Annotated in this window: 11 protein-coding genes and 1 pseudogene; all 12 read left to right on the top strand. The window is 37.4% G+C overall.

The annotated features are described in order from the left end of the window. Positions 1-141: 141 nt before the first annotated feature. Entirely contained in the window at positions 142-864 is a 723-nt protein-coding gene (gene rpsB / locus BkAM31D_RS13380; protein ID WP_066150164.1) for a 30S ribosomal protein S2, read from the top strand. Positions 865-991: 127 nt separating this feature from the next. Continuing rightward, positions 992-1,873 (top strand): translation elongation factor Ts, encoded by an 882-nt coding sequence (tsf, locus tag BkAM31D_RS13375; protein ID WP_066150161.1) that lies wholly within the window; start codon positions 992-994, stop codon positions 1,871-1,873. Between the two features lie 251 nt (positions 1,874-2,124). After that, on the top strand, positions 2,125-2,844 hold the full coding sequence (pyrH, locus tag BkAM31D_RS13370) for a UMP kinase (protein WP_066150158.1): 720 nt from the start codon (positions 2,125-2,127) through the stop codon (positions 2,842-2,844). Next, complete coding sequence (gene frr, locus BkAM31D_RS13365; RefSeq protein WP_066150155.1) at positions 2,844-3,401, top strand: ribosome recycling factor; 558 nt, start codon at positions 2,844-2,846, stop codon at positions 3,399-3,401. Before pyrH ends, frr begins: the two co-directional genes overlap by 1 nt. Positions 3,402-3,693: 292 nt before the next feature. After that, positions 3,694-4,461 carry an undecaprenyl pyrophosphate synthase gene (gene uppS / locus BkAM31D_RS13360; protein WP_066150152.1) on the top strand — a complete coding sequence of 256 codons (768 nt, stop codon included), beginning with the start codon at positions 3,694-3,696 and terminating at the stop codon, positions 4,459-4,461. 15 nt (positions 4,462-4,476) lie between these two features. Continuing rightward, the gene (locus BkAM31D_RS13355) at positions 4,477-5,274 is read left to right on the top strand and encodes a phosphatidate cytidylyltransferase (protein ID WP_066150149.1); all 798 of its coding nucleotides are present in this window, start codon (positions 4,477-4,479) and stop codon (positions 5,272-5,274) included. A gap of 108 nt (positions 5,275-5,382) precedes the next feature. After that, positions 5,383-6,531: a 1-deoxy-D-xylulose-5-phosphate reductoisomerase gene (locus BkAM31D_RS13350; protein ID WP_066150146.1), complete on the top strand. Its 1,149-nt coding sequence runs from the start codon at positions 5,383-5,385 to the stop codon at positions 6,529-6,531. Positions 6,532-6,552: 21 nt separating this feature from the next. Next, entirely contained in the window at positions 6,553-7,809 is a 1,257-nt protein-coding gene (rseP, locus tag BkAM31D_RS13345; RefSeq protein WP_066150143.1) for an RIP metalloprotease RseP, read from the top strand. Between the two features lie 124 nt (positions 7,810-7,933). Continuing rightward, positions 7,934-9,643, top strand: coding sequence for a proline--tRNA ligase (locus BkAM31D_RS13340; protein ID WP_066150140.1), 1,710 nt, complete (start codon positions 7,934-7,936; stop codon positions 9,641-9,643). Positions 9,644-9,836: 193 nt separating this feature from the next. Further along, positions 9,837-14,137: pseudogene (locus BkAM31D_RS13335) on the top strand (PolC-type DNA polymerase III). 263 nt (positions 14,138-14,400) lie between these two features. Further along, positions 14,401-14,871, top strand: a complete 471-nt coding sequence (gene rimP / locus BkAM31D_RS13330) for a ribosome maturation factor RimP (RefSeq protein WP_066150135.1) — start codon at positions 14,401-14,403, stop codon at positions 14,869-14,871. Between the two features lie 43 nt (positions 14,872-14,914). Then, positions 14,915-16,030: a transcription termination factor NusA gene (nusA, locus tag BkAM31D_RS13325; RefSeq protein WP_066150133.1), complete on the top strand. Its 1,116-nt coding sequence runs from the start codon at positions 14,915-14,917 to the stop codon at positions 16,028-16,030. The last annotated feature ends 4 nt before the right edge of the window (positions 16,031-16,034 follow it).

Here is a 16,034-nt window from a genome sequence, read left to right as displayed (position 1 = left end):
TTAATTCAATATGATATATTAATCAACGGTGTTAATCACACACGCATTCTAATTTGTGTGAGGGTGCTGGTTCGCCAGTGTCACATGAAGATGATGAACGCGGAGGAAAAATAAAAAACCAATCTGAAGGAGGTGTTTGATGTGGCAGTAATCTCCATGAAGCAATTACTAGAAGCTGGGGTACATTTCGGTCATCAGACTCGTCGTTGGAACCCTAAAATGGATCGCTACATCTTCACAGAGCGTAACGGTATTTACATTATTGATTTACAAAAAACAGTTAAGAAAGTTGAGGAAGCGTATAATTTCGTACGTGACTTAGCTGCTGACGGCGGAAAGATCCTTTTCGTTGGTACTAAAAAGCAAGCTCAAGATTCTGTAAAAGAAGAAGCTGAGCGTTGTGGAATGTACTTTATCAACCAACGTTGGTTAGGTGGTACATTAACAAACTTTGAAACAATTCAAAAGCGTATCACTCGTCTTAAAAATCTTGAAAAGATGCAAGAAGACGGAACATTTGATGTTCTTCCTAAGAAAGAAGTTATCCTTCTTAAAAAGGAAATGGAACGTTTAGAAAAGTTCTTAGGTGGTATCAAGGATATGCAAGGTGTTCCTGACGCACTTTTTGTTATTGATCCTCGTAAAGAGCGCATTGCAATTGCGGAAGCTCACAAGTTGAACATTCCAATTGTTGCGATTGTAGATACAAACTGTGATCCAGATGAAATTGATTATGTAATTCCTGGTAACGATGATGCAATCCGTGCAGTTAAACTTTTAACTGGTAAAATGGCAGATGCAGTAATCGAAGCTACTTCTGGTGAAGAAGAAGTAACAGAAGTTGAAGAAACAACAACAGCTTAATTTCATTTAAACAAAGGGTGGTAAAGGGGATTACCCTTTTACCACTTTTTTTAGAACTAATAGTAGGCTGAATTGGTTTAGATGATAATGTACCTGTACATACTTACAATTTAAGGAGGCGTTTTTAATGGCTGTAACTGCAAGCATGGTAAAAGAATTGCGTGAAAAAACTGGCGCAGGAATGATGGATTGTAAAAAAGCTTTAACAGAAACAAATGGTGATATGGAGAAAGCAGTTGACTTTCTACGTGAAAAAGGAATTGCAAGTGCTGCTAAAAAAGCAGATCGTGTAGCTGCAGAAGGATTAGCTCTTGTAAAAGCTGAAGGGAACAAAGCGGTTATCGTTGAAGTTAACTCAGAAACAGACTTTGTTGCAAAAAACGAAAACTTCCAAAAGCTTGTTAATGAACTAGCTTCACATGTTATTGCGAATTCACCAGCATCTGTGGAGGAAGCTCTAGAGCAATCTTTCGCTGAGGGACAAACAGTTCAAGAATACATTAATGTTTCAATTGCAAAAATTGGAGAAAAGATCTCTTTACGTCGTTTTGAAATTGTTGAAAAACAAGATGGCGATGTATTTGGTGAGTACTTACATATGGGAGGACGTATTGGTGTCCTAACTGTAATTTGCGGTTCATCAGATGCTGAGTTAGCTAAAGATGTAGCGATGCACGTGGCGGCAATTAACCCAACTTATGTATCTCGTAATGAAGTGTCACAAGAGGAAGTTGACCGTGAGCGTGAAGTATTAACACAACAAGCTCTTAACGAAGGTAAACCTGCTAACATCGTTGAAAAAATGGTTGAAGGTCGTTTAAGTAAATATTTTGAGCAAGTTTGTTTATTAGATCAGCCATTCGTTAAAGATGGTGATCAAAAAGTAGGCAAATATGTTCGAAACAAAGGCGCTGAAGTGAAGAGTTTTATCCGTTATGAAGTTGGAGAAGGTATGGAAAAACGCGAAGATAACTTTGCTGAAGAAGTAATGTCTCAAGTGAAAAAGTAATAAGTGTAAAGGGGCACAATGTGTCCCTTTTTTCGGAAGAGGCAAACTTAGGCTTTTTTGTACATTTATTCATAAGAGTAAAAAGTGAAGCTGTATACAGAAAAGAGAGGCTTGAGCTTACTCCTGGTTTATATTTCCTTTGAATTACATATATAATGGATTAATTCCTCGATAAAGGATTTACAATAATGGAAGTAAGTTGATTTCTCTCATGATTTATATATAAACTTCATCTCATGTCGGAGGTTTTCATGCAAACATATAAACGAGTGATATTAAAGCTTAGTGGTGAAGCTTTAGCAGGAGAACAAGGTTATGGTATTGATCCAATAGTGATCCAGTCTATAGCAAAACAAGTAAAAGAAATTGTCGAATTAGACGTTGAAGTTGCTGTAGTAGTTGGTGGAGGTAACATTTGGCGTGGAATGGCTGGAAGTGCGAAGGGAATGGATCGTGCAACTGCCGATTACATGGGAATGTTGGCTACTGTTATGAATTCATTAGCACTGCAAGACAGCTTGGAAGACATTGATGTTGAAACAAGGGTCCAAACATCCATTGAAATGCGTCAAGTAGCAGAACCATATATTCGTAGAAAAGCAATCCGTCATCTTGAAAAGAAACGAGTTGTTATATTCGCTGCTGGAACAGGTAATCCGTACTTCTCAACTGATACGACAGCGGCTTTAAGAGCTGCCGAAATTGAAGCAGAAGTTATTCTTATGGCTAAAAACAAAGTAGACGGTGTTTATAGTGCTGATCCTTCTATCGATGCAAATGCAAAAAAATATACAAAGATCTCCTATATGGATGTGTTGAAAGAAGGATTAGCTGTTATGGATTCAACGGCATCATCACTATGCATGGATAATGATATTCCGCTCATAGTCTTCTCAATAATGGAAGAAGGAAATATTAAACGAGCCGTATTAGGTGAAGAAATTGGAACTTTAGTAAGGGGGAACTCATAATGTCACAAGAGGTTATAAAAGATGCTGAATTACGTATGGAAAAAGCAATCGAAGCGTTAACGCGTGAACTGGCTAAATTAAGAGCTGGGCGTGCAACCCCATCGTTACTTGATCGAATTACAGTGGAATATTATGGTGCGGACACACCACTTAATCAGTTGGCAACGATCTCAGTGCCAGAAGCTCGTTCATTGTTAATTCAACCATTTGATAAATCTTCAATCGCAAATATCGAGCGTGCAATTCAAATGTCTGATCTAGGATTAACTCCGTCGAATGATGGTCAAGTTATTCGAATCACGATTCCACCATTAACGGAAGAGCGTCGTAAGGATCTTGTAAAGCTTGCTAAAAAAGCTGCTGAAGATGCAAAGGTCGCAGTTCGCAATGTGCGTCGTGATGCGAATGACGATCTTAAAAAGCTTCAGAAGGATGGAGAAATGACGGAAGATGAATTACGCCGCAGCACTGATGACGTTCAAAAGTTAACTGATAAGACGATTGTAAAAGTCGATGAAGTGGCAGAAAAGAAAGAAAAAGAAATCATGGAAGTATAACTGAGTTCCATGTAAAATAGATAGTGTGAAAAGACCCTCTTTTTCTAGGGGGTTTTTTACACTTTTATACTTAAAAAGGCTTTTGAACAAAGCAATCTCTTTCAAAATCCTGAGCGGGATTGTAGGTAAGTTCTTAAATTGCTGCAATTTGGTATATGCTTAATCTTTTATAGAAAAAGGTGTGCCCAATAGGATTATCCCAGTTTTTATAATAGTACTGTTATGGGGTACAGAAAAAAAGGCAAAGCTACAATTAAGCGAACCTGCTGATGCATAGATGGAGGGCGTCAAGATGCTTGAAAAGTTATCAAAATGGAAATCGAGTTTATCGTCTCAAGAAGTGAGAGAAGATATCGATCTCGCCAACATACCCAAACATATTGCAATTATTATGGATGGAAACGGACGTTGGGCGAAGAACAGAGGTTTACCTCGAATTGCTGGACATCGTGAAGGAATGAAAGTCATTAATAAAGTAGTTCGAAAAGCAAATGAATTTGGAGTTGAGGTCTTAACATTATACGCATTTTCAACAGAAAACTGGAAGCGACCAAAAGCGGAAGTTGAATATTTAATGAAACTACCAGAACGTTTTTTGAAGAAAGAATTGCCTAATTTGATGGAAGAGAATGTGAAAGTGCGTTTAATGGGAAGTGTTGAAGAATTACCAGATCATACTAAGAGTGCTGTAACAGAAGCTGTAAAGAAAACAGAGAATAATACTGGCTTAATATTAAATTTTGCTTTGAACTATGGTAGTCGATCTGAATTAATGAATGCGATGAAACAAATAGCAAAAGAGATTGAAATGGGGACATTATCTTCTAAAGAGGTAAGTGAAACACTTCTTGAACAATATATGATGACTGCTGAGTTGCGAGATCCAGACTTATTAATCAGAACTAGTGGAGAAATAAGGCTCAGTAATTTCATGCTTTGGCAAGTTGCTTATAGTGAATTTTGGTTTACAGATGTTTTATGGCCTGATTTTAATGAAAGCCATTTATCAGAAGCTATTGCCGTCTATCAAAAGCGAGCGCGCAGGTATGGTGGCGTTTAGAAGGGGCGGTTTTGAATGAAACAACGAATTATTACAGGAGTTATTGGTGGAGCTGGATTTATCCTAATGGTAATATTAGGAGGGTGGTTTTTTTCTCTCTTTATCTCAATTCTTGCTTCAGTCGCTATGATTGAGTTATTAAAGATGAAAAAAATAGCACCTTTATCATTAATGGGAATTGTAAGTCTAGTATCAATGTGGCTGCTGCTCGTTCCAACGAATTGGTATGAACAGTTGTTCCCATCAAACTTCACTAAAGTTGAAATATTTATCTTTTTAATTTTGGTCTTATTAATGTTTACTGTTATTACTAAAAATGCGTTTACATTTGATCAAGTAGGTTTTGTTATCCTTTCTTCTGTTTACGTTGGATTTGGTTTTCATTACTTAATAATGACTCGGGAAATACCGGAATACGGATTATATTTTGTCTTTTTTGTGTTATTGCTTATTTGGACAACGGATTCAGGGGCTTATTTTGTTGGAAGAAAGTGGGGCAAACATAAATTATGGCCCGATATAAGCCCGAAAAAGACAATCGAGGGATCTATTGGTGGAATTGTGTTTGCTGTAATTGTAGGAACAATTTTTTATTTTATTTTCCCAATCTTTTCAAGTTATTTGACAGCATTTTTAGTAATCATTGTCGCTTCAACCTTTGGACAATTAGGGGATCTTGTTGAATCAGCTTTAAAAAGACATTATTCAGTAAAGGATTCAGGAAACGTACTTCCTGGTCATGGGGGAATACTTGACCGCTTTGATAGCTTAATTTACGTGATGCCAATTTTGCATTTACTTCAACTAATTTAAAAAGATGGCTGTACAATGTAAAGAGGAACTAGGCAAAACTTGTTTTTTCTCTTTGTGTTCCTATTAATGTTTAATAAATAGTGATATTTTGGATAGTAGGTGAGTAAGTTGAAGCATATTAGTTTGTTAGGTGCCACTGGTTCAATAGGAACACAGACGCTCGATGTTATAAGAAAGCACCCAAACCATTTTAACCTTAGCTCAATGTCGGTAGGGCGCAACATTGAGCTAGCGATACAACAAATTCATGAGTTTTCTCCACAGCTTGTTTCAGTTCAAACAAGAGACGATTATGAAAAACTAAAGTTGGAAATACCAAATGCTACAAAAGTCGTTTATGGTCAGGAAGGCTTAGTAGAAGTAGCAACGGATCCTCATTCAAATATATTAGTCAATGCCGTTTTAGGTAGTGTAGGCCTTGTACCTACATTGGCAGCGATTGAAGAGGGAAAAGCAATTGCAATTGCTAACAAAGAAACTCTAGTAACAGCTGGTCATATTGTAACAAAAGCAGCGAATACTTATAATGTTCCTTTACTGCCTGTTGATAGTGAACATTCCGCCATCTTTCAAGCATTAAATGGGGAAAAGATCAATCAAGTAGAGCGTTTGATTTTAACAGCATCAGGCGGTAGCTTTAGAGATCGGACAAGAGATCAATTAATAGATGTAACAGTTCATGAAGCACTAAACCATCCAAACTGGTCTATGGGAGCTAAAATTACGATTGATTCAGCTACGATGATGAATAAAGGATTAGAAGTGATTGAAGCTAGATGGCTTTTTGATATCCCTTATGACAAAATTGATGTAGTATTACATAAAGAAAGTATTATTCACTCAATGGTAGAGTACATAGATGGAAGTGTTATTGCACAATTAGGAACCCCTGATATGCGAGTTCCAATTCAATATGCTTTAACTTACCCTGATCGTATAGATTCAATTTCAAATGAAAGATTGCACTTATGGGAACTGGGATCACTGCATTTTAGTAAGTTAGATATGGAAAGATATCGTTGTATGGCATTTGCATACGAAGCAGGTAGGATTGGTGGAACAATGCCAACTGTATTGAATGCTGCAAATGAAGTAGCAGTCGCTGCTTTTCTAGATAATAAATTAACGTTTCTAGAAATAGAAAACAAAATTGAACAAGCGTTAGAGAGGCATCAGGCTATTAGTCAACCTACTCTCGAGGAAATTATTTCAGTTGATCAAGAGACGAGGGCTTTTATCCACTCAAGTATTAAATAAGAAAGGTGGAATCGTAATTCGATGGAAACTTTACTTTCAGTCATTATCATATTTGGCCTATTAGTATTTATCCATGAATGGGGTCATTTATACTTTGCTAAAAGAGCGGGGATATTATGTCGGGAATTCGCTATTGGATTTGGTCCAAAAATTTTTTCATGGAAGCGAAATGAAACTGTTTATACTATTCGACTCCTCCCACTAGGCGGATTTGTACGTATGGCTGGAGAAGATCCTGAAATGATTGATATAAAACCGGGATATGAAATTGGTCTTGTTTTTAACGCTGCACGTAAAGTTAGTAAAATCATTGTGAACAACAAGTCAAAACACCCTGAGGCACTTGTTGTACAAGTTGAAAAAATAGATTTAGAGCACCAATTAGTCATCGAAGCATATAACGATGAAGGTGAACGGATTCAGTACAAAGTTGATGAACAAGCTCAGTTAGTTCAAGATGAGCAAGAAACACAAATTGCTCCGTGGAACCGTCAGTTCGGGTCAAAAACAGTCGGTCAACGTGCGTTGGCAATTTTCGCTGGACCTTTAATGAACTTTGTTTTGGCAGTCGTAATATTAATCGCTTTTGCTTTATTTCAAGGAATGCCTGTTGATGAAGCAAAGATCGGGGATGTAACACCGGATAGTCCTGCTGCTGTTGCTGGTTTACAAGAAGGAGATCAGGTAATATCTATTGAAGGCCAGCCGATTGACACATGGGAAGAAATGACGAGTGTCATTCAACAACACCCAAATCAAGCTATCGTCTTTGAAGTGTTCCGTAACAGTCAACAACAAGCGATATCCGTTACTCCAGCTGAGAGGGTAGGACAATTTGGCGATCCAGAAGGGTTTGTTGGAATTGCTAGACCGACAGAATTCTCTTTAATGGGCTCAATTGTATTTGGCTTTACTCAAACATATGCATTTATGACAATGATTTTCGAAGTGTTGGGGATGATCGTAACTGGTCAATTTTCCCTTGACTATGTAGCTGGACCTGTCGGGATTTATAATTATACTGGTGAGGCCGCAGCTATGGGGATTTTTGTATTAATGCAGTGGGCAGCAGCGCTTAGTGTAAATTTAGGTATTATTAATTTATTGCCAATTCCTGCTATGGATGGAGGGCGTTTAATCTTTATTGGGATTGAGGCTGTAAGAGGGAAGCCAATGGACCCTCAAAAAGAAGGTTTGGTTCATTTTATTGGATTTGCTTTTCTGATGTTATTAATGATTGTTGTAACTTGGAATGATATTAATAAATTCTTTATGTAGTTAATGACTTTCTTCAAAAGTAAGTCATAAGGTCATTATTTATGCAAGAGATACAACAGTCGTTTTTTAAAAGAAGTGGTATCTTGATATTTAAATGAAAAGTAGATTGGGAAAGGAATTTTATATGAGACAACGGACTTATTTAACACCAACATTAAGAGATATACCAGCTGATGCTGAAATTAAAAGTCATCAACTGATGCTACGAGCTGGATTCATCAGACAAACAGCTTCAGGTATCTACTCTTACCTGCCATTAGGAAAAAAGGTTCTTAGGAAAGTAGAGGCAATTATCCGAGATGAAATGGATTCAGCAGGTGGGCAAGAAGTTTTCTTACCTGCTATCCAGCCTGCGGAACTCTGGGAAGAGTCGGGACGTTTAGGAGATTACGGACCTGAGTTAATGAGATTAAAGGATCGTCATGGTCGTGATTTTGTTCTCGGCGCTACTCATGAAGAGGTTATCACGACGCTTGTAAGAGATGAAGTGCAAACATATAAAAAATTGCCAATAAATCTTTATCAAATTCAGACTAAATACCGAGATGAACGCAGACCTCGTTTTGGTGTTTTAAGATCTCGTGAGTTTATCATGAAGGATGCTTACTCTTTTGATACTTCACAAGAAGGGTTAGATAAAAGTTATCAAGCAATGTATCAAGCTTATCAAAATATCTTCTCGCGTTGCCAACTTGATTTTCGTGCGGTAGAGGCAGATTCTGGTGCAATTGGTGGGACAGACACACATGAATTTATGGTGCTTAGTGATATAGGGGAAGATACAATTGCTTATTCGGATCAATCTGGTTTTGCAGCAAATGTTGAGATTGCACCAGTTGTTTGTGACTACATCAAATCAGATGAAGCTATAAAAGAACGAGAATTAGTAGATACACCGAACACTAGAACGATCGCTGAACTTTCAGAATTTCTTCAAGTTAAAGCTGAATCGACTATCAAATCGCTTTTATTTATTGTAAATGAAGACCCGGTCTTAGTGTTAGTACGTGGTGATCATGAAGTGAATGAAATCAAAGTTCGTAATGCTTTTAATAAAGCTACTGTAGAACTTGCTAGTCCTGAGGAAACAGCAAAAGTATTAAATTGTGAAACTGGATTTATTGGACCAGTTGGAGTATCTGACAAAGTAACGATTATTGCAGATAAAGCAGTTGAAGCAATTGTAAACGGTATTTGTGGTGCAAATGAAAAGGACAAGCATTTTAGAAATGTAAATCCAGGCCGCGATTTTGAAGTAAGCCGTTTTGAAGATTTGCGATTAATCCAAGAAGGTGATCCTTCTCCAGATGGCCAAGGAACAATTAAGTTTGCTATGGGCATCGAAGTTGGACATGTATTTAAACTTGGAACGAAATATAGCGAAGCTCTTGGGGCGAAATATCTTGATGAGAATGGAAAATCACAAACGATGATAATGGGTTGTTACGGAATTGGTGTAACAAGAACGATTGCTGCAATCATTGAACAAAATCATGACGAAAATGGAATCGTCTGGCCAGTATCTGTTGCTCCATTTGATCTTCACCTAATAGCAATAAATGTAAAAGATGAAGACCAAAAGAAATTAAGTGAGGATTTATATGAAACTCTTGTAAAAGAACGTTTTGAAGTTTTGTATGATGATCGTCCTGAACGTGCTGGTGTTAAATTCAAAGATTCAGATTTGATCGGTCTTCCTGTCCGGGTTGCTGTTGGAAAGAAAGCATCAGAAGGAATTGTCGAAGTAAAGTTACGTAAAACAGGCGAAATGTTAGAAGTTCACGTATCTGAATTGGTTGAGAAATTAACACAGATTTTTACTGAATTAAGCTAATTATATATTGTTAGAGCAATTACGAGCGCCGCTTCATATAAAAAGGTTATTATTAAAAAGATTTGCTGCGTTTACGTATTTGCTCTTCGAGGTTGTCAAAGGTCAAAGGTATGATCTGTGACAACCTCTCTCTTTTCTTTCATGACCATTCGTTTTACAATAGAGAAATATTATATTGGGGAGGAATACACATATGTCACAAGATGAGCAGCTCAGAAAAGAGCGACTCCAATTGCTTCTCCAACAGTTACAAATGCCTGAACAAGCTGTTCAAGCTCACTTCCAAGAAGCTAAGATAAAGAAATTAGTGATCTCAAAAGAAAAGAGAGCTTGGCATTTTCATATAGATGTTCCTGTTATCGTGCCAGCCGCTATATATGAATTGTTTTCGGAGCGCTTAAGAATTACCTTTGAACATATAGCTGCTGTTTCATTTACATTTCATTATGGAACAATTGAAGTATCAGAGTCGCATTGGATTGATTATTGGCCATCGATTATTTCGAGATTGCATGCCATTTCTAATGGGATTAAAGAATTATTAACTAAACAAACTCCTTCATTTGACGGAAAAAGGTTGGTAATTGAGGTCAGGAATGAAACAGAAGCGGTTGCTTTGAAACGGAAACTTTCTGAGCCTTTTCAACAAGCTGTAACGTCTTTAAGTTTGCCCCTTATTAAAATTGATACAGATATCAAAGAATCTAAGCAAGAATTTGAGAAATTTGTTGAAAAAAGAAATGAAGAAGACCATTCAAAAGTAGTGGAAGCAATTCTAGAGAAGAAGAAACAAGAAAAGCAAACTGAAAATGAATTAAGTGGCAAGCCATTGGTGATTGGGTATCCAATAAAGGATGAACCAATGCCTCTTGAAGCAATTGTTGATGAGGAACGTCGTGTTACGGTACAAGGTTATGTGTTCGACGCAGAAACCAGGGAGCTTCGAAGTGGTAGAACGTTGCTAACTTTTAAAATCACGGACTACACCGATTCTATTTTAATTAAGATGTTTTCAAGAGACAAAGAAGACATTCCTTTGCTTCAAGCGATTAAAAAAGGTATGTGGGTCAAAGTACGTGGAGGTATTCAAAACGATACATTTGTTCGGGACCTTGTGATGATTGGAAATGATGTGAATCAGCTTAGCCCGGTGGAGAGGACAGACCGAGCAGAAGATGGGGAAAAACGAGTTGAGCTTCATATGCATACAACTATGAGTCAAATGGATGGGATTGTCTCTGCCGGCAGATATGTTGAACAAGCTGCTAAATGGGGTCATCCTGCGGTTGCAATTACAGATCATGGTGTTGTTCAAGCTTTTCCAGAAGCGTACTCTGCTGGTAAAAAACATGGAATAAAAGTTCTTTATGGACTTGAAGCCAATGTTGTCGATGATGGTGTTCCGATTGCATATAATGAAGCCCACCGTTTACTAATGGAAGACGAATATGTTGTATTTGATGTAGAAACGACAGGGTTATCTGCTGTATATAATACGATTATCGAGCTTGCGGCTGTTAAGATTAAAGGTGGAGAAATCATTGATCGATTTGAATCTTTTGCAGATCCCCATGAACCGTTAACGAATACAATTATCGAATTAACAGGCATAACTGATGATATGGTGAAAGGACAGCCAGAAGTTGCCGATGTTCTTCGGAAATTCAAAGAATGGACAGGCGGTGCAATTTTGGTTGCTCATAATGCTAGTTTTGATATGGGATTTATTAATGTAGGATACCAAAAAATTGGTCTGGGGGAAGCGGGTAATCCAGTCATTGATACACTCGAGCTAGGTCGGTTTCTTTACCCCGAATTGAAAAATCATCGTTTAAATACGTTATGTAAAAAGTTTGATATTGAGCTTGTAAGTCATCATAGAGCAATCTATGATGCTGAAGCAACTGGTTACTTATTGTGGAAAATGGTGAAAGATGCGAACGAACGTGAAATTGAATATCACGATCAACTTAATGAGCATATGGGTCAAGGGAATTTTCATCGACAACGTCCGGCTCATTGTACAATTTTAACGCAAACACAAAAAGGTTTGAAAAATTTATATAAACTCGTTTCAATGTCACATGTTGATTATTTCTTCCGAACACCTAGAATACCAAGGTCACAATTACAAAAGTATCGAGAAGGGCTACTAATCGGTTCTGCTTGTGATAAAGGGGAAGTTTTTGAAGGAATGATGCAAAAATCTCCGGAAGAAGTAGAGGAGATAGCTAAGTTTTATGATTATATAGAAGTTCAGCCGTTAGCGAACTATCAACATTTAATCGAAAAAGAATTAGTGAAAAATGATGAGGCCTTGCAAGAGATTGTTTCAAATATTGTGAAGTTAGGTGAAAAACTTGGTAAGCCGGTTGTTGCAACGGGAAATGCTCATTATCTTCATAAAGAAGATTATGTCTATCGAAAAATACTAATTGCTTCTCAAGGGGGAGCAAATCCATTAAATAAACAAACTCTACCAGAAGTTCATTTCCGAACAACAGATGAAATGCTTGAAGCTTTCAGTTTCCTAGGAAGTGAAAAAGCGAAGGAACTCGTTGTCACTAATACACAAAAAGTCGCTGATCTAATTGATGAGGTTCATCCAATTCCGGACGATCTATATACGCCTAAAATTGAAGGCGCAGACGATGAGGTTAGACAAATGAGTTATAACCGAGCTCGAAGCATTTATGGAGAGGAATTACCGGAAATTGTAGAAGCCAGAATTGAAAAGGAATTAAAAAGTATTATTGGACATGGATTTGCGGTTATTTATTTGATCTCACACAAACTCGTTAAGAAATCATTAATTGATGGGTATCTTGTTGGTTCACGTGGATCAGTTGGATCTTCTCTTGTGGCGACCTTGACTGAAATTACAGAGGTGAATCCATTACCACCGCATTATGTTTGCCCGAATTGTCATCATTCTTATTTCTTTAATGACGGATCCGTTGGTTCAGGTTTTGACTTGCCAGACAAAGATTGTCCAGAATGTGGAACGGCTTATGTGAAAGACGGTCAAGATATACCGTTTGAAACGTTTTTAGGCTTTAAAGGAGACAAGGTTCCGGATATCGATTTAAACTTCTCTGGTGAGTATCAGCCGCGAGCTCATCACTACACTAAAGAGCTATTTGGTGAAGAATATGTGTATCGAGCAGGAACAATTGGTACAGTCGCTGAAAAGACAGCTTATGGCTATGTAAAAGGGTATCAGAACGATCATAACCTTCAGATGCGTGGTGCGGAAATTGATCGTTTAGTTTCGGGGTGTACAGGTGTTAAGCGTACAACAGGTCAGCATCCTGGGGGATCATTGTTGTTCCAGATTATATGGATATTCATGATTTCAGTCCGATTCAATTTCCAGCTGACGATAAAAATTCAGAATGGAAAACGACACACTTTGACTTCCATTCCATTCATGACAATCTATTGAAGCTTGATATTTTAGGACACGATGATCCGACTGTTATTCGTATGCTCCAAGATTTAAGTGGTATTGACCCTAAAACAATCCCTACAGATGATCCAGAGGTCATGAAAATCTTTAGTGGACCCGATGTATTAGGGGTTGATGAGGAACAAATTATGTGTAAGACAGGGACATTAGGGATTCCTGAATTTGGAACTAGGTTTGTTCGTCAAATGCTTGAAGAAACCAAACCAAGTACGTTTTCAGAGTTGGTTCAGATTTCTGGATTATCACACGGAACGGATGTATGGCTTAACAATGCTAACGAATTAATATACAACGGTACATGTGAATTAAAAGATGTAATTGGTTGTCGTGATGATATTATGGTTTACTTAATCTACAAGGGATTAGAACCATCACTAGCTTTTAAAATAATGGAGTCCGTCCGTAAAGGGAAAGGATTACCTCCAGAATGGATAGAAGAAATGAAGCAACACGATGTCCCTGATTGGTACATCGGATCTTGCTTGAAGATTAAGTACATGTTCCCTAAAGCCCACGCAGCTGCTTATGTGTTAATGGCAGTAAGAATTGCTTATTTTAAAGTTCATCATCCAATTCTTTACTATGCATCATATTTCACGGTTCGAGCTGATGATTTTGACCTTGATACGATGATTAAAGGCTCAGCTTCTATTAAAGCAAAGATTCAAGAAATTAATGCGAAAGGGTTAGATGCTGCACCGAAAGAGAAAGCCGTTCTAACTGTGCTTGAGTTAGCATTAGAGATGTGTGAAAGGGGCTTCTCTTTCCAAAAAGTAGACCTATACCGTTCGAGTGCTACAGAATTTATTGTAGAAGGTCAGTCATTGTTGCCCCCATTTAATGCAATGACAGGGGTAGGAACAAATGCAGCCTTAAATATTGCCAAATCAAGAGAAAACGGCGAGTTCTTATCAAAAGAGGACTTACAACAACGAGCGAAACTGACGAAAACCGTTTTAGAGCATTTAGATGAGCATGGTTGTTTAGAGGGGATGCCTGATTCAAACCAGCTTTCATTATTTTAATACTGAGGTAAGTTTAAAGGATGAAACTGTTCTAAATAGCACCGTTTAAAGATGGGTACGATTGCCTGCTTCCTTGCAATGAATAGAAGAGTATGGTATTGTGTTTATGGTAATACTTAGAATATGGTAAACAAAAAGAGTGGGGGAAACCCACTCTTTCGTTTGTTCACTCTACTTTAAACGATAATTTATTGAAGACAAAGCTAAAAGTTAACAGAAGCTAAAATTCATATAATGATTTCATGCAAGCGAGGAGGGTATAGATGAGCAAGAAAGTAACAGAAACAACTAGTGAGCTAGTAACACCTATTCTAGATGAATTGAATCTAGAATTAGTGGATGTTGAGTTTAAAAAGGAAGGACCTAATTGGTTTTTACGTGTTTTTATTGACTCAGAAACAGGCGTTGACCTTGAAGACTGTGGTCAAGTAAGTGAAAAGTTAAGCGAAAAACTGGATGAATTAGATCCTATACAGCAAGCATATTTTCTTGAGGTTTCTTCACCAGGTGCTGAAAGGCCTCTGAAGAAAGAAAAAGATTTGGTGAAAGCTGTTGGGAAAAATGTTCATGTTTCAACATATGAACCAATTGAAGGTGAAAAAGTTTTTGAAGGTAAGTTAATAGCGTTTGACGGCAATCAATTAGAAGTAGAAGTGAAAATTAAAACACGGAAAAAAGTGTATTCTATTCCATATGACAAAGTAGCAAACGCTAGGTTAGCAATTATTTTTTAATACAGACTATAGTCTTCGTATATGAAAGGGGGAAATGAGATCCATGAATAGCGAATTTATGGATGCATTGGCAACATTAGAAAGAGAAAAAGGTATCAAGAAAGAAATTATTATTGAAGCAATTGAAGCTGCTTTAATTTCTGGATATAAACGAAACTTTAATCAAGTACAGAATGTTCGTGTTGATGTGAATAGAGACAATGGAAGCATTCGTGTATTTGCAAGAAAGACAGTCGTAGAGGAAGTTTTTGACGCTAGGTTGGAGATTTCCTTAGATGAAGCACAGAAAATCAATCCAAGTTATGAGGTTGACGATGTAGTCGAAATTGAAGTCACACCGAAAGATTTTGGACGGATTGCTGCTCAAACAGCTAAACAAGTTGTTACTCAACGTGTTCGTGAGGCAGAAAGAGGAATTATTTACTCTGATTTCATCGACCGTGAAGAAGATATTATGACAGGAATTGTTCAGCGTCAAGACCACCGCTTTATTTATGTGGACTTAGGTAAAGTAGAAGCGTTACTTCCTTTAAGCGAACAAATGCCAAACGAAACTTATAAGCATAATGATCGAATTAAAGCCTATATTACAAAGGTTGAAAAAACAACTAAAGGACCTCAGATCTTAATTTCAAGAACGCATCCTGGGCTCCTAAAGCGTCTATTCGAACTAGAAGTTCCAGAAATCTATGATGGTACGGTTGAAATCAAATCGGTTTCTCGTGAAGCAGGAGATCGTTCGAAAATTGCTGTACATGTCGATAACCCTGAAGTAGATCCTGTAGGGGCATGTGTTGGTCCAAGGGGTCAGAGAGTCCAAACAATCGTAAATGAGCTTAAAGGTGAAAAAATTGATATTGTTCGATGGTCAGAGGACCCTGTTGAATATGTAGCAAATGCATTAAGCCCTTCTAAAGTATTAAAGGTTAATGTTAATGAAGAAGAGAAAATGACACAAGTAATTGTGCCTGACTACCAACTGTCATTAGCGATTGGAAAAAGAGGCCAAAATGCTAGGTTAGCTGCTAAATTAACAGGCTGGAAAATTGATATTAAGAGTGAATCAGATGCAAGAGAGCTTGGTTTATTAAACGATGATGATGAGTTATTAACAGGTCTCTCTCCTGAAGATGTTTTTGTATCGTCTGAAGAAGAATAAAAAG

Source organism: Halalkalibacter krulwichiae (assembly GCF_002109385.1).
Taxonomy (GTDB): domain Bacteria; phylum Bacillota; class Bacilli; order Bacillales; family Bacillaceae_D; genus Halalkalibacter; species Halalkalibacter krulwichiae.
This window is presented reverse-complemented; position numbering and strand designations above follow the sequence as displayed.

Coding starts and splice junctions, on each gene's coding strand:
- BkAM31D_RS13340 (WP_066150140.1), top strand. CDS start 7,934: ATGAGACAACGGACTTATTTAACACCAACATTAAGAGATATACCAGCT.
- nusA (WP_066150133.1), top strand. CDS start 14,915: ATGAATAGCGAATTTATGGATGCATTGGCAACATTAGAAAGAGAAAAA.
- BkAM31D_RS13355 (WP_066150149.1), top strand. CDS start 4,477: ATGAAACAACGAATTATTACAGGAGTTATTGGTGGAGCTGGATTTATC.
- uppS (WP_066150152.1), top strand. CDS start 3,694: ATGCTTGAAAAGTTATCAAAATGGAAATCGAGTTTATCGTCTCAAGAA.
- rimP (WP_066150135.1), top strand. CDS start 14,401: ATGAGCAAGAAAGTAACAGAAACAACTAGTGAGCTAGTAACACCTATT.
- tsf (WP_066150161.1), top strand. CDS start 992: ATGGCTGTAACTGCAAGCATGGTAAAAGAATTGCGTGAAAAAACTGGC.
- rseP (WP_066150143.1), top strand. CDS start 6,553: ATGGAAACTTTACTTTCAGTCATTATCATATTTGGCCTATTAGTATTT.
- frr (WP_066150155.1), top strand. CDS start 2,844: ATGTCACAAGAGGTTATAAAAGATGCTGAATTACGTATGGAAAAAGCA.
- pyrH (WP_066150158.1), top strand. CDS start 2,125: ATGCAAACATATAAACGAGTGATATTAAAGCTTAGTGGTGAAGCTTTA.